The sequence below is a fragment of the Nocardia veterana NBRC 100344 genome (assembly GCF_000308855.1).
In the GTDB taxonomy this organism is placed as follows: domain Bacteria; phylum Actinomycetota; class Actinomycetes; order Mycobacteriales; family Mycobacteriaceae; genus Nocardia; species Nocardia veterana.
On sequence record NZ_BAGM01000124.1, the window covers coordinates 23,881 to 38,440 of the forward strand.

A 14,560-nucleotide genomic window follows, 5' to 3' on the forward strand; every position below is an offset into this window, starting at 1 on the left:
CCGATCGAGACGTGGCGCCCGCCACCTCTACAGCTCGAGGCCGACCGTCACCGGCTCGGGTTCCAGGTGGATTCCGAAGCGCTGTTCCACACCGGCTCGGACCGTGCGGGCGAGCTCGACCAGATCGGCGGCGGTGGCCGCACCCCTGTTGGTCAGGGCCAGCGTATGTTTCGTGGACAACCGGACCGGGGACTCCGGACCGGGGAATCCCTTGCCGAAACCCGCACGCTCGATCAACCATCCCGCGGAGAACTTCACCCCGCCGACCGCAGGATAGGTCGGAATAGTGATATCTCCCACATGTTCCCGGATCGCCGCCGTCACCTCCGGCACCCGCTCGTCGGCGACCACCGGATTGGTGAAGAAGGAACCGGCACTCCAGGTGTCGTGATCGGCCGGGTCGAGCACCATGCCCTTACCGGCCCGCAGTCGCAGCACCGCGGCGCGCACGGCGGCGGCGGGGCGCGATTCACCCTCGGCCGCATCGAAGGCGCGGGCCAATTCCCCGTAGCGCAGCGGCGCGCTGGAACCGTCGGCACGGACCCCGAATTCCACCGCCAGCACCACGGCCCGATCGGAATGTTTGAGAATCGAGGTGCGGTAACCGAAGCCGAGCTCTTGCGGTGCGGCCCAACGGATTTCACCGCTGCGGCGATCCAGCAGGCGTACCCGGCGCAGCACCTGGGCCACCTCCACACCGTAGGCGCCGACGTTCTGCACCGGCGTCGCCCCGGCGGAACCGGGGATGCCGGACAGACATTCCAGGCCGCCGAGACCGGCGGCGACCGTCGCCGCCACCACTCCGTCCCAGTCCGCACCCGCCTCGGCGGTGACCAGATCCGACCCGATCGCCACCTCGCCGGTGGCGATGCGGACCACGACCCCCTCGAAGCCCGCGTCGGCGACCAGCAGATTCGAACCACCGGCGAGCAGCAGCACCGGAACCCCGGCAGCATCGAGGGTGCGCACCGTCGCGACGAGCGATTCGGTGGTGGTGCACTCGGCCACGGTCGCGGGACCGCCCACCCGCAGCGTGGTCAGCTCCGCCAGCGGCACGGCGTCCCGGACGCGCGCGCCGGTCGCGCTCAGCAACTCACGCACGTTGTCGAATGCCACCACTCGAGAAGTCTGCACATCGAAAGACGGTAGCGTGTCACACCATGGCGACACCCCTGGCGTACACAGCTCACTACGCGCATCCCGCTGCCGCGGTGCGTGCGGCGCTCGCCGACGAGCAGTACTGGAAGGACCGCATCGCGGAGGTCGGTGGCCCCGGTGCGCGACTGGACGGGTTCACTGCCGACGGAGACCGGCTGCGCGCCGAGATGGTACAGACCATTCCCGCCTCGGAACTGCCCGCAGCGATCACCTCGGTGCGCCCGGGTGACCTGATCATCCCGCGCACGGAAACCTACGAGGGTTTCGCGGGCATCTTCGAAGCGCATGTCGAGGGCGCGCCGGCGAAGGTGCGCGGCACGGTGACCCTGACCGGGAACGACACCTCCGCACAGGCCGTCGTGGACGGGACGGTCGAGGTCGCGGTTCCGTTGTTCGGCAAGAAGATCGAGGCCGTCGTCGCGGAGAAGCTGCTCGAGCTGCTGGCCGCCGAAACCGATTTCACCAACACCTGGATCTCGAATCACTGACCGGCGCGACCGGGCGAGCGATCGGGCGCCGAGCGGCGACCAGTAACCTGGTCCCCCATGGCCCGCCGACTCGACTACTCAGCTCGATACCCGCTGCACACCACGAAAGAGGTGTACGCGGCGCTGTCCGACCGCGCCTACTGGGACGCGCGGATGGAGGAGATGCGCAAGCACTCGCCGAACGAAGTGGTCCACCTGCAGGCCGACGGCAACGGTATCGAGTTGGAGGTCCGGCACATCCTGCCGCGCGACATGTTGCCCGAGATCGCGCAGACGGTGATCCGCAAGGACATGGTGATCACCCGTAAGGAGAGCTACGGCCCGTTCGGACCGGAGGTGGAGGGCGAGTTCAGCGCCTCGATCCCGGCCGGGCCGGGCACCCTCACCGGCACCATGCGGCTGTTTCCCACCGACACCGGGTGCACCCTGCGCACCTCGCCGGTGGCCAAGGTATTCATTCCGATGCTCGGCCCCAAGCTCGAGCAGATGATGTTGATCAATCTCGTGGACCTGTTCCGCGCCGAAGCGGAATTCACCCAGCAGTGGCTGGAACAGCAGCACCCGACCGCCTGACCGGCGGTGCCGCCGTGCGGGCGGGCGGCACCGGAATCACGCATCGAAGCGTCGTTTCCCGGCCGGGCCCGGTCAAGCCGCTGGGCACCATCACGCGCGGAAGGACGGGCATCAATCGGCTGCGTCGCAGCGACCGCTGGCTGAGCCACGACGCGCTGGTGGTCGACCGGCTGCGGGCGGCCGCCGACCCCCTCGTGGTCGACCTCGGCTACGGCGCGAGCCCGGTCACCACGCTCGAACTGGCGGGCCGGCTGCGGCGGATCCGAGCCGACCTCCGGGTGGTCGGACTGGAGATCGATCCCGCGCGGGTGGTACCCGATCGGGACGGAGTGCGTTTCGCCCGCGGCGGGTTCGAATTGGCGGGTCTGCGTCCGATCCTGGTGCGGGCCTTCAACGTGCTGCGGCAGTACGACGAGAGCCGGGTCGCGCAGGCGTGGTCGACGATGCTGTCCGGACTGGCGCCCGAGGGCCTGCTGGTCGACGGCACCTGTGATGAGCTGGGCCGTCGTTGCGCGTGGATTCTGCTCGACCGCACCGGCCCCCGCTCGCTCACCCTGGCCTGGGATCCCTTCACCGTCGACCGGCCATCGGATATCGCCGAGCGACTGCCGAAAGCGTTGATCCACCGCAACATTCCCGGCGAACGGGTGCACACGTTGCTCACCGCCGCCGACCGCGCCTGGGCGCATGCCGCACCGCTGGCCGTGTACGGGCCACGGATGCGCTGGCGAGTCGCCGCGGATCTGTTGCGGGAGCAGGGTTTTCCGGTCCGGCAGTATAGGCGCCGGATGCGCGACTGCGTGCTGTCGGTGCCGTGGGAGTGCGTGCGGCCGAACTGACCGGGAACCGGTCAGGCCGCGGCCAGCGCCCGGCGCACCCGGGCGGCCGTGCGGGGCGGCAGAGTCGCGGTGGCCGAAGCGATTTCGTGCGGAATGCAGCGATGGATCGCGACCGCGTCGGCGACCACCTCGTCCAGGGCGCCCTGGCCGATCCCGGTCTCGGCGAGGTCGAGAACGGTCCGCACCGGGGTGGTGACCAGGAACGCCCCGGCCGATTCGACATCGTCGCGGCGGAGGTCGCGACGCAACACCACCAACCGCGGCGCGCTGGGCGGTCGCCCGGCACCGGCCGACAGATGGAGATAACGCGGTCGCAGCCGCCCCAACCCGTGCAATTCCGCGGCGCTGTGATGCGAGACCGCGGCCGCCCCGTCGAACCAGGCCGACCACATGGCGTACTCGTCGAGCGGGCCGTCCGGCCAATCGGCCATGCGCAGAATGCCGAGGCCCGCGCGGATCACCGATCCGTCGGCGAGCGCACCGCGGATGCGCCGCTCACAGCCCGCACGCAACACCACCCGGGTGGTGAAATATCCGGCGTGCCGATCGGCCAGCTGCCGCAACACCCACCAGCCCTGTTCCGAATCGTGCGCGGACATGGGAACCAGGCTACGCCGAGTGACTGTGCCACATGTCACAATCGAGCTCGTCTTTGCATGACAAGCCTCACCGGCTCCACAGAGCGGGCTCAGAAAGCTCGGGAAGAATCGGTGCCATGAGTTCTCCAGACATCGCGGCCCCCGCCCCCGCTCCCGCGGGTCCGCCGAAACGCCGCAACGGGCGGCGGATCGCGCTGATCGTCGGACTCGTCGTCCTGTTGGCGCTGGTCGGCACCGCGGCCGGGGCGGAAACCTACGTCCGGCACAAGAACCAGCAGTGCATCGCCTCACAGGTGGAAAAGGAGCTGGGTTCCAAGGTCGACGTCGGCTTCGGCCCGAAACCGTTGCTGCTCACCGCGGTCGACCACGAGGTCCAATACGTGACCGTGGACAGCGACGACACCAAATTCGGACCGGCCGTGGATATGAAGGTCCACGCCAAGCTCAACGACATCGAACTGATCGACGGCGGGCGTGGCGGCGCCAAGATCGGCAGCAGTTCGGCGGACGCGACCTGGAGCAACGAGGGCATCGCCCAGACCCTGCAGGGTCTGGTCTCCGGAGTGGAGTCCGATCCCGCGAGCAGCACCCTGGACGTGAAGGTGCTGGGTGGACTGGCCGATCTGAGGTTGCAGCCGCATATCGTCGACGGCCGGATCGAGGTCAGCACCCAGTCGGCGCAGCTGCTCGGCCTGGGCCTGCCCACCGATCTCGTCGACGGCATCGTGCAGATGATGACCGAAAGCCTGCAGAACTACCCGATGGGGCTGCAGCCCACCGACGTCAAGGTCACCGACAACGGCATCGCGGTCGCGCTGCGCGGCGGTCCGACCACCCTCCAGGGCGGCGGCGAGGCCACCTGCTGAGCCGGACCTACTCCGGGAAGCCCGCGAGGACCTCGGCCGACCGGGACAGCCCGAGCCGGGTCGCCCCCGCGGCGATGAGCTCGGCCGCCGCGGCCGCGGTGCGGATGCCGCCGCTCGCCTTGATCCCCAATCGCCCGCCGACGGTCTCGGCCATCAGCCGTACCGCGCGCACATCGGCGCCACCGGCCGGATGAAAACCGGTGGAGGTCTTCACGAAATCGGCCCCGGCGCGTTCGGCGACCCGGCACACCTCGACGATCGTGTCGTCGGACAGGGCCGCCGATTCGATGATCACCTTGAGCACCGCGCGGTCCTCGATCGCCTCGCGCACGGTCACGATATCGGCCAGCACGGCGTTGTAATCGCCGGCCACGGCCGCGCCGATATCGATGACCATATCGATCTCGGCGGCGCCCTGATCGACCGCGAACCGGGCCTCGGTGCCCTTGACCAGCGAATGGTGTTTACCGGAGGGGAAACCCGCAACAGTGGCGACAGCCAGACCGGGCGCGCGCACCGGCAGCATGGACGGGGACAGGCAGACGGCGTAGACGCCGAGCTCACGCGCCGTCTCGACAGTCGCCGCGACATCCGCCGGCGTGGCCTCCGGGGCGAGCAGGGTGTGGTCGATCATCGACGCCACCTGGGCGCGGGACAGCGATGCGGGAACGGTGTCAGCCATGATCACACAGTCTGGCACGCATGGAAGGATCGTCGCCATGAGTGGTACTGCGTCGGACGACGATCGTCGCTTCGTCCTGAGTCTGGGTTGTCCCGACCGGCCGGGCATCATCGCCCGCATCACCTCGTTCATCGCCGAATTCGGCGGCTCGATCATGGAGGCCGGTTATCACTCGGACCCCGATTCCGGCTGGTTCTTCACCCGCCAGGCGATCAAGGCGGCCACCGTGCCGTTCGGACTGGACGAACTGCGGCAGCGGTTCACCGCGGTGACCGACGAGCTGGGGCCGCAGACCGACTGGCAGCTGTTGGATTCCGGACATCGCCGCCGCGCGGTGCTACTGGTCAGCCGGGACGGTCACTGCCTGCACGATCTGCTCGGCCGCGCGGCCAGCGGTGAACTGCCCGCCACCATCGAGGCGGTGATCGGCAATCATCCCGATCTCGGCGAGATGACCCGGGCACACGGCATTCCGTTCCATCACGTCCCGTTTCCCGCCGATCCCGCCGACCGCGGCCCCGCCTTCGAGAAGGTGCGTGAACTCACCGACGCCTTCGATCCGCATGCGGTGGTGCTGGCGCGATTCATGCAGGTGCTACCCGCCGAACTGTGCGAGCACTGGGCCGGCCGGGCGATCAACATCCATCACAGCTTCCTGCCCTCGTTCGTCGGCGCCCGGCCCTATCACCAGGCCTTCGCGCGCGGGGTCAAGTTGATCGGGGCGACCTGCCATTACGTCACACCGGAATTGGATGCCGGACCGATCATCGAGCAGGACGTGATCCGCATCGACCACGCGGATACCGTGCACGACATGGTGCGTCAGGGCCGCGATATCGAACGGGTGGTCCTCGCGCGCGGTCTGCGCTGGCATCTGGAGGGGCGGGTGCTCGTCCACGGACGCCGCACCGTGGTGTTCTCCTGATCGCGATCATGCGGCGGGCCAAGACCGGGCGCCCTTGACCGGCCTTGGCGGACAACACGATTCAGCGTCGTGTTGCCGTCCTCACCGCGCGGGAGCCGAGCGGGCGGCTCCGCGGCGACAGGTCTCGATGGCGACTCCCCGATCCGAACGTGGGTCATCAGGATGCACCCGCGATCGCGGGTACGTCCAGACCTCGGCGCGGGTTGCCGCGTGCCGCTCAGCCGGCGGCGGCGCGGCGGCCGCGCCGGGCGACCTCGATCAGCCTGCGAAGTTCGGCGTTGAATTCCGCACTGGCCTCGATATTCGCCAGATGTCCGGTGGCGAAGACCGAGTACCGATCCAGATTGCCCGCTGCCTCGAGTTCGTCGGCGATCTTGCGGGACATGCTCTCCGGCAGCAGGTTGTCGTAGGCGCCGGCGACCACGCTGGTCGGGACACAGAGATCGGCTGCGGCGCCGTGAATTTCGAGCTCGATCAGGGCGAGCGCGTATTTGGCGCGCACCAGCGGCCGGCAGGAACGCACGATGGACAGCCCGAAGTCGACCTGATCGGGCGTGGCGTGCCGATTCATGATGCGCGCCTTGAAGATTCCCCGGACCGGCGAACCGGCCGGGAACGGGACCGGCTGACCGAACAATGCGCGCCCGAGCCAGTTGGGGGCGGGAATGATGTCGTTGAAGATCGGCAGCACGCGGGTTTCGGCGGCGATATCGCCCGCGGTCGTGGTGAGCAGCAACGCCGCGCTCGCCCGCCGAGCGACCTGCTCCGGATGGAACTTCGCCCAGGCCTGAATCGTGATGCCGCCCATGCTGTGCCCGACCAGTACGGCCTTGCGCCCCACCGGCACCACGGCATCGAGAACCGCGCACAGATCGTCGGCGAGTTGTTCGGCGTCGAACCGCCCGCTACCCAGCGTGCTGGCGCCGTGGCCGCGCTGATCGTAGGCGACCACCCGATGATCGCGAGCGAACGTGTTGATCTGCGGGTTCCAGTATTCGAGACAGCAGGACCAGCCGTGCACGAAAACGATGATGTCGCCGTCGGCCGGGCCGTAGGCGTGTACTCGCAACCGTGCACCATCGGTGGTCGTGACCGAGACGACCTCGGGATCCGGCGCGCAGTTCAGTTCGGCCGTGCGGTATGTGCGCGAACGCATCTTCGCGCGATAGCCGCCGGTCAGCGCCCCGACGCCGGTCCGCAGATCGGCGATGTTCTCGGGCAGGTTCACCAGCATGAGCACTCCTTTGTGTCCTACCGCACGTTACCGCGCTAGCAGCGGTGCTTGCTAGTGCAAGCAGTGAAGAATTTCCGGATTCGCACCCACTTCTCCACGATGCGCGCCTGCGCGCCGCCCACCTCCCCGCATCGGACGAATACCCATTCCGCCCAACGATATTCGGATTCGTCGACGGCGACGTCTCACTATCAGTGCTATCGTCCGGCGGCGCCGAAGTGCTACGGAAGATTTGCCGAATGATTGCCGGGCCGCGTCAGGCGCTTGCTTCCCGCCACCGCGGCGCCGCATAGGTCTCGGCCAGGACCTCGGCTAGTTCGGCGTTGAAGGCCTCGGATGCCTCGACATTGCCGAGATGCCCAGTCGGGAGTTCGACCAACTTGCGGAACGCACCGACCGCGCGCAGCTCCTCGGCCAGTCGCTCGGAGTGCACCGGCGGTGTCATATCGTCCGCGGAACCGGCGATCACCGTGGTCGGGACGGTCACACAGCGAGTGCAGCTCTGCAACGCCAGCTCCGCCAGCAGGAAACCGAAGCGGGAACGAACCATCGCCGGGCAGGACCGGACGATCGCGAGCGCGAAATCGACGACCTCACCGGTGGCGGCGAGACTCATGATCTGGCGCCGGAAAAGCCACTTCACCGGCGCGATCGGCGGGAACACCACCGGCATGCCGAGACCGAGCCGGCCGACCGGGAAGGGCAGCGCCATCGGCCCTCGGTTGAAGCGCGGCACCACCGTGGTCTCGGCGATGAGGTCCCCGGAGGCGGTATTGGCGAGCACCACCGCGTCGGCGCGCTGGGCAACCTGTTTCGGATACCGCCCGGCCCAGGCCTGAATGGTCATCCCGCCCAGGCTGTGGCCCACCAGCACCGCGCGCTGGCCCGGCCGCAGCGTCGCGTCGAGCACGGCGGCGAGGTCGTCGGCGAGGAGGTCGGTGGTGAGCGGGGCGGTACCGGATTCGCTCTCGCCGTGACCGCGCTGGTCGTAGGCGATGACCCGGAAGTCACCGGCGAACGCGTTGATCTGCGGGTTCCAGTACTCGATGCAGCAGGTCCAGCCGTGCGCCAGCACGATCGCCTCGCCGTCGGCGGGGCCGTAGCTGTGCACCCGCAGCCGGGCGCCGTCGGAGGCGGTCACGGTGGTCACCTCACACGGCACCGCGGGGCGATTCAGCGCGGGCAGCTGGTACGACCGGTTGCGCAGTGCGGCGCGGTGAGCAGCCGGCAGCCCGCGGATCCGCTCCACGATCCCCGCCACCGAGCCGGGCAACGTTGCCTGCATAGGAACCACTCCTTTGTGTGTTACTGATCGATACAGTAACCCGAAGGAGGGGGTGCTTGCTAGTGCAAGCGCTCGGCGTGTGCGCCTACCAGCGCGGACCGCGTTGGATCTCGTCGACCTTCGGCCGGACATCGGCCAGATAGACGCCGGTGGCGATCACCGCGGCGATACCCAGCAGCCCGACCGGCGTGCGGGCCAGCAGCAGAAATCCGAGCGCGACCGCGAGGATCGACACCCAGATCGGTTTGGTGAGCTTGTCCACGGCCGTGAACGCGTCGGCACGCTGGCGAATCGCGTGCACCAGCGCGAAGATGGTCGCTGCCATCGCGGCGAGCCAGAGCAGCCACAGGATTGCACTAGTCAGCTGGTACACAGCACCCATGATAGGAGCAACGCCCGCATGCGGCAGTGCGCATGCAGGCGTTGCGGGGTTTCCGGTTCACCCGGATCCGCCGGGCGGATCGGAGTACCCCTCGGCCGGATTCTTCCCTCCGGCCGGATTACTTCTTGGCCGGAGTGGTCTTCTTCGCGGCGGCCGGCTTCGCCGGCGCCTTCTTGGCGGGAGCCTTCTTCGCCGGCGCCTTCTTGGCCGGTGCGGCGGACTCCTCGGAGGTGGCTTCGGTGGTCACGGCGACCACCTCGGCGTCGACCACGGCGGCGGCCTGCTCGGCCTCGTCGGCGGCCTTGCCCAGCAGGCCGCGGGCCTGGCCGGACACCTTGTTCAACACATCCTCGGCGCGGGTGACGACATCGCTGTAGATGCCCTCGACCTTGTCGAAACGCTCGTCGAAGCCCGGGTTGGAACGCAGGCGGTCGACGGTCTCCTCACCGCGAACGGCGAGATCGGAGTACAGATCCACCAGCTGGCGGTAGTACTGGTCGACCAGCTTGCGCAGTTCCTCGGGGGTGAACTTCTCGCGCAGCTCGGCCAGGTCGTCCGGCAGTTCGGACGGCAGGCCGGAGAGGCGGCCGCGCAGCGTCTCGATCTGGTCCTGCACATCGGCCGGCAGATTCGACAGGCGCTCGCGAGCCTCCTCCACCCGGGCGTTCACATCGACAGTGGCGGCGCGATCGCGGACGCGGTCGACGATGTCGTTGACCGCGGCGTAGAGCGCGTCACCGGCTCCGACGGTCGCGTAGATCGGCTTGGTGACAGTGACGTTGGGCTGGGTCATATTTGTTCGTTCTCCTGGCGTGGCGGAACTTCGGTAGTGCTGCCATCGGTGGCATGGTGCGGAACCTCGTTGTCCCTGGAGTTCGAATTCGTGCCGTTCGAACTCCTGGGCCCGATGTCTCCGACGGAGACTCCGGGCTCGGAAACGCTGCCCCGACTCGCGGGTGCACCGCCCCTGCTCCCCCCGGGAACGCCCCCCTCGGATTCCCCCTGAACGGATTCCGAGACGTCCCCTCCGAGGTCGTTCCCCCCGTTTTCCCGGCGGAACGATTCGTAGATGTCCAGGAGCACCTGCTTCTGCCGCTCGGTGATACCGGTATCGGCCAGCAATGCATCCCGGACCGGGCTGTGCTCCCTCTGTTCGAGGTAGCCGGCCCGGACGTACAAGACCTCCGAGGAAACCCGCAGACCCTTCGCGATCTGAGCGAGCACCTCGGCGGACGGGTTACGCAACCCGCGCTCGATCTGACTCAGGTACGGGTTGCTCACCCCCGCCAGCTGTGCGAGCTGACGCAGGGAGACCTGAGCGGCCTCGCGCTGCGCCCGGATGAAGCCTCCGATGTCGTGCGCCGCGTTGGCTACGCGGCCCACCCGGTCTCCGGGACCCGCAGACGTCTCTGCGGTTTCCCCGGTGTTCTGGTCGGAAACCTCTGGTTCCTGTGCCATCACACTGCTCACCTTCCGGCGGTTGTACGGTCGATTCTAAATGAGGGTGCTAACTCTTGCAAGCACCCTGTTAGCACCATTTGCTGTAAAAATTCCGGCATTCGCGTGCCCACCCACGGTGACGCACCCTGCGGTCAGCGCGCTCGCGAATGTCGGGCTAACTTCCGGCAGCAGCCGTCAGAAGCCAGGGAACAGTAAATGCGATACGGCGTAAATCGCCAGGCCGGCGAGCGATCCGACCACGGTTCCATTGATGCGGATGAATTGCAGATCGCGCCCCGCCTGCAATTCGATCTTGCGACTCGCCTCGTCGGCGTCCCACCGGGCAACCGTATCGCTGATCAGCGCCGCGATCTCCGAGCCGTAGTTGGCGACGAGATATCGCACCCCGCGTTCAACCCAAGCGTCCACTTGTTTTCTGAGTTGCGGCTCGTCGACCAGACGCTGACCGAGCTGCTGCACATTCTCGGAGATCTTGCGGCGCAACGTGCTGTTCGGATCGTCGGCCGATTCCAGGATCATCCGCTTGGCCGCACGCCAGGTCGCCTGTGCCATTCCGGTTATTTCCTCGCGGCCCATGATCTCGGCCTTGACCCGCTCCGCCTTGGCGATCATGGCGTCGTCGTACTGCAGGTCCCGGGCGAAATCCTCGAGAAAACGGTTCGCGGCCAGCCGCACCTCGTGATCGGGCTGGGAACGAATCTTCCAGGTGAATTCCACCAATTCCCGGTAGATCTTCTCCGAAAGCAGGATGTTGGCGAATTTCGGCGCCCACGACGGCGCATCCCGCATGACGATGCGGTCCAGGGTCTCCTGACTGCCGAGCGCCCACTGGTGCGCACGTTCGGCCAGTAGGTCCAGCAGCGGCGCCTGCCGGTTCTCGGCCAGCAGCTCGGCCAGCACCCGCCCGATCGGCGGACCCCACTGCGGTTCGGCGATCCGCTTCACGATCGTCTGATCGATGACCTGTTCCACATCCGCGTCGCGCAACGCGCCGATCACCGCGCGCAGAATCGTCGACGACTCCTCCGACACCCGCGCGGCATGCTGCGGATCGGCCATCCAGGTACCCAGGCGCAGCGATATCTGCGCCGAATTCACCTTGGTCGCCACCGTATCGGGGGACAGGAAATTGGTGCGGACGAAATCGCCGAGGCTGGTGCCCAGCTGATCCTTCTTCTTCCGGATGATCGCCGTGTGCGGAATCGGCAGGCCGAGCGGATGCCGGAACAGCGCGGTGACCGCGAACCAGTCCGCCAGCGCGCCCACCATTCCGGCCTCCGAGGCCGCTCGCACGTAGCCGACCCAACCGCCCCCCAGCTCGCGCGAACCGAGCCAGCAACAGACGAGATAGACGATCGTGGCGGCCACCAGGAACCCGGTCGCGACCATCTTCATCTTGCGCAGGTCGCGCCGTTTCCCGGATTCGTCCATCAGGTCGGCGAACGAGGACGGCGGTTGGGGTGCGCCCCGGGCCGGTGAGCCTGTGGTATTTCCCACTCCCGCTGGTGTCACGGGACGGGCGTTCGCTTCCGCCAGGACGGGGGCGCTGCCGGCAGATTGCTCCATAAACCCATTCTGGCTGGAATATCGGCGTTGCCACCGTGCCGCCGCTCACCCCGGCCTCGCCACGCGCCCGCCGCGCGGCACGCGCCGGGTGGGGCCGCCGCCTCGACGAACCGCGACCATCACCTCGGCGAAGGACTTAAGCTGGGGGTGCCATTGTCCCCAAAATCAGGAGTCCACTCGAGCATGACCACACATCGTGCCGCGAGCGCTGCCGTCGACACCCCCGCGGTGCGCCCCGGCCGGGTGGACGGTCGCAAGCGGCGCTGGCACCAGCACAAGATCGATCGGCGGGAAGAACTCGTCGACGGCACCCTCGCCGCCATTCGCAAACGCGGCGGGGATGTCGGAATGGACGAGATCGCCGCCGAGATCGGCGTCTCCAAAACCGTCCTGTACCGATATTTCTCGGATAAATCCGATCTGACGCGCGCCACCATGGAGCGCTTCATCGAGACCACGCTGATGCCGCGCATCTACGAGGCGATCAGCGATGACGCCGACGAATATCAGCTGGTCCGCAACACCCTCGCCGCCTATGTGCACACCGTCGACGCCGATATCGACGTCTACCGCTTCATCATGGGCAACGGGTCGACCACGGACAAGTCCAGCCTCGCCGATTTCGAGAAGCTGTTCGCCGACGTGGTGTCGGTGGTGGTGCAGACCAAGGCATTCGACCGCGGCGTCGACACCGAGGGTGTGCTGCTGTATTCCTACGTGATCGTCGGCGGTGTCCAACTGGCCACCGACTGGTGGATCAGCAACCGCTCGATGACGGCCGATCGCATGCTCGACCACCTGGCCATGATGGTCTGGAGCGCGATCGAGGGCATGGTCCGCGCAGGCGGTTCGCCGGAGAAGTTCAACTCCGTGCCGCACGAACTTCCCGAACCTCCCGAGCCCGGCCTGGGCTGACACCCCCGCGGTGGATCGTCCACCGCGGCACCTGTGCCCCCGGGCCCGGCTTGGTTACTCTGAAGACCGGCCAGGCGGGGTGGGCGCCCGCAGCTGCCGTGTGTGCCGGCACCAACGGAGGTCATCAATGGCGAAAGAGCTGCCGACATCGCGGCTGGCGCGGGGGACGAAGTTGGGCGTGGCCGTCGCCGGCAACGTGATTCGCGCCCAGAAGACCCGCCGCTCGATGCGCGGACGCTCCGAGGCGGTGCGGGAGCGGATGGCCGAGGAATCGATGATCCGCGCCACCGAGCAGATGGTCATGGTGCTGGGCACCATGAAGGGCGTCGCGATGAAGCTCGGCCAGATGCTGTCGGTGCTGGATCTCGATCTGGTTCCGCCGGAACATCGGGAACGGTTCCAGCGCCGGCTCGCGGTGCTGCGCGACAGCGCACCGAAGGTCTCCTTCGACACCATGCGCGGGGTCATCGAAAAGGACTTCGGCCGCGGCCTCGCGGAACTGTTCGCCGAATTCGATCCCGAACCGATTGCCGCGGCCTCCATCGGCCAGGTGTACCGGGCGCGCTTGCACGACGGCCGGGAGGTCGCGGTGAAGGTGCAGTATCCGGGTATCGACACCGCCGTACGCGCCGATCTGAAGAATCTGGCGATGTTCCGCCGCGTCCTGCAGTCGGCCATGCCGTGGGTGACGCCCGCGGTCCTCGACGAACTGCGCCTGAACCTGGAGAGCGAACTCGACTACGTGGCCGAGGCGCTGACCCAGCGCGAGGTCGCGGAGCTGTTCGCCGACCACCCGTTCATCGTGGTACCGGCCACCATGCCGGAGTTGTCGAGTACCCATGTGCTGGTCAGCGAGTTCTTCCCCGGGCGGGGCTTCGAGGAGATCCGGCAGCTGCCCGAGGCCGAACGCAACCGGGTCGGCGAGATCATCTACCGCTTCTACGTCGGTTCGCTGTTCACGTTCAACGAGTTCTGCGGTGATCCGCATCCGGGAAATCTGTTGCTGGGGGCGGACGGCCGGGTGGCCTTCCTCGATTTCGGCCTGTTCAACCGGATGGATCCGGAGCATGTCCGGTTCGAGGCGACCTGCATCCGCGCCGCCGCCGAGGAACGCGCGGAAGATCTGCGGCAGTTGATGATCGAGCACGGCATCATCGAATCGCCGGAGGAGATCACCCCCGAGGATTGCCTCGAGTATGTGCTCGCAGCCTGCGAATGGGCACTGATCGACCAGGAACTGACGATCACTCCCGAACTGGCCAGCGGCGCCTTCGTGCTGGCGGTCGATCCGCGCGCCAGTGAGTACGCCGGGATGAAACAACAGAACCTGCCGCCGGAGCACCTGTTCTCCCGGCGCGCGGATTTTCTGACCTTCGGGGTACTCGGGCAGTTGGAAGCCACCGCGAACTGGCATCGGATCGCGCGCGAATGGCTCTACGGCGACGAACCGGTGACCGAACTCGGCAAACAGCACCACGCCTGGCTGGCCCGGCGCGGCCTGCCCGGCAAGCCCGCCCGGCGCACCCCGCGGCGGAAGCAGACGACCACCGGAAAACGCTCCGGCGCACGGTAATTCGTGCCGTACAA

General features: G+C 67.6%; 15 protein-coding genes and 1 pseudogene. 7 read left to right on the forward strand and 9 right to left on the reverse strand.

All coding sequences use genetic code 11. The features are described 5' to 3' along the window. Positions 1-27: 27 nt before the first annotated feature. Positions 28-1,101: a UDP-N-acetylmuramate dehydrogenase gene (locus tag ON37_RS23865; protein WP_040722528.1), complete on the reverse strand. Its 1,074-nt coding sequence runs from the start codon at positions 1,099-1,101 to the stop codon at positions 28-30. Between the two features lie 59 nt (positions 1,102-1,160). On the opposite strand from ON37_RS23865, the gene ON37_RS23870 reads away from it, so the two are divergent. From ON37_RS23870 to ON37_RS23880, 3 genes are all read left to right on the forward strand, one after another. Next, entirely contained in the window at positions 1,161-1,646 is a 486-nt protein-coding gene (locus tag ON37_RS23870) for a DUF2505 domain-containing protein (protein WP_040722463.1), read from the forward strand. 57 nt (positions 1,647-1,703) lie between these two features. After that, complete coding sequence (locus tag ON37_RS23875) at positions 1,704-2,219, forward strand: DUF2505 domain-containing protein (RefSeq protein WP_040722465.1); 516 nt, start codon at positions 1,704-1,706, stop codon at positions 2,217-2,219. A 110-nt stretch (positions 2,220-2,329) separates the two neighbouring features. Beyond that, the gene (locus ON37_RS23880; RefSeq protein WP_245553401.1) at positions 2,330-3,058 is read left to right on the forward strand and encodes a class I SAM-dependent methyltransferase; all 729 of its coding nucleotides are present in this window, start codon (positions 2,330-2,332) and stop codon (positions 3,056-3,058) included. Between the two features lie 11 nt (positions 3,059-3,069). Here ON37_RS23880 and ON37_RS23885 read toward each other — a convergent pair whose 3' ends face one another. Then, positions 3,070-3,657, reverse strand: a complete 588-nt coding sequence (locus ON37_RS23885) for a type IV toxin-antitoxin system AbiEi family antitoxin (protein ID WP_051031972.1) — start codon at positions 3,655-3,657, stop codon at positions 3,070-3,072. 116 nt (positions 3,658-3,773) lie between these two features. Between ON37_RS23885 and ON37_RS23890 the strand changes: the two genes are divergently transcribed. Continuing rightward, positions 3,774-4,523: an LmeA family phospholipid-binding protein gene (locus ON37_RS23890; protein ID WP_083893244.1), complete on the forward strand. Its 750-nt coding sequence runs from the start codon at positions 3,774-3,776 to the stop codon at positions 4,521-4,523. A 7-nt stretch (positions 4,524-4,530) separates the two neighbouring features. On the opposite strand, the gene deoC is transcribed toward ON37_RS23890, so the two are convergent. Further along, positions 4,531-5,205, reverse strand: coding sequence for a deoxyribose-phosphate aldolase (deoC, locus tag ON37_RS23895; protein WP_040722535.1), 675 nt, complete (start codon positions 5,203-5,205; stop codon positions 4,531-4,533). Positions 5,206-5,242: 37 nt separating this feature from the next. On the opposite strand from deoC, the gene purU reads away from it, so the two are divergent. Then, on the forward strand, positions 5,243-6,130 hold the full coding sequence (gene purU / locus ON37_RS23900) for a formyltetrahydrofolate deformylase (RefSeq protein WP_040722467.1): 888 nt from the start codon (positions 5,243-5,245) through the stop codon (positions 6,128-6,130). 217 nt (positions 6,131-6,347) lie between these two features. Here purU and ON37_RS23905 read toward each other — a convergent pair whose 3' ends face one another. From ON37_RS23905 to ON37_RS23930, 6 genes and pseudogenes are all read right to left on the reverse strand, one after another. Next, a complete protein-coding gene (locus tag ON37_RS23905; RefSeq protein ID WP_040722537.1) occupies positions 6,348-7,364 on the reverse strand; it encodes an alpha/beta fold hydrolase in 1,017 nt (338 codons plus the stop codon). A 256-nt stretch (positions 7,365-7,620) separates the two neighbouring features. After that, positions 7,621-8,649: an alpha/beta fold hydrolase gene (locus ON37_RS23910; protein WP_040722469.1), complete on the reverse strand. Its 1,029-nt coding sequence runs from the start codon at positions 8,647-8,649 to the stop codon at positions 7,621-7,623. 85 nt (positions 8,650-8,734) lie between these two features. Further along, a complete protein-coding gene (locus tag ON37_RS23915; protein WP_040722470.1) occupies positions 8,735-9,031 on the reverse strand; it encodes a DUF2516 family protein in 297 nt (98 codons plus the stop codon). 118 nt (positions 9,032-9,149) lie between these two features. Beyond that, a complete protein-coding gene (locus ON37_RS23920) occupies positions 9,150-9,824 on the reverse strand; it encodes a heparin-binding hemagglutinin (RefSeq protein ID WP_040722471.1) in 675 nt (224 codons plus the stop codon). A 251-nt stretch (positions 9,825-10,075) separates the two neighbouring features. After that, positions 10,076-10,489: pseudogene (locus ON37_RS23925) on the reverse strand (helix-turn-helix domain-containing protein); the annotation flags it as partial. A gap of 177 nt (positions 10,490-10,666) precedes the next feature. After that, entirely contained in the window at positions 10,667-11,923 is a 1,257-nt protein-coding gene (locus tag ON37_RS23930) for a DUF445 domain-containing protein (protein WP_040722473.1), read from the reverse strand. Between the two features lie 318 nt (positions 11,924-12,241). Between ON37_RS23930 and ON37_RS23935 the strand changes: the two genes are divergently transcribed. Then, positions 12,242-12,973 carry a TetR/AcrR family transcriptional regulator gene (locus ON37_RS23935; protein WP_040722474.1) on the forward strand — a complete coding sequence of 244 codons (732 nt, stop codon included), beginning with the start codon at positions 12,242-12,244 and terminating at the stop codon, positions 12,971-12,973. 127 nt (positions 12,974-13,100) lie between these two features. Beyond that, positions 13,101-14,546 carry an ABC1 kinase family protein gene (locus tag ON37_RS23940; RefSeq protein ID WP_040722475.1) on the forward strand — a complete coding sequence of 482 codons (1,446 nt, stop codon included), beginning with the start codon at positions 13,101-13,103 and terminating at the stop codon, positions 14,544-14,546. The last annotated feature ends 14 nt before the right edge of the window (positions 14,547-14,560 follow it).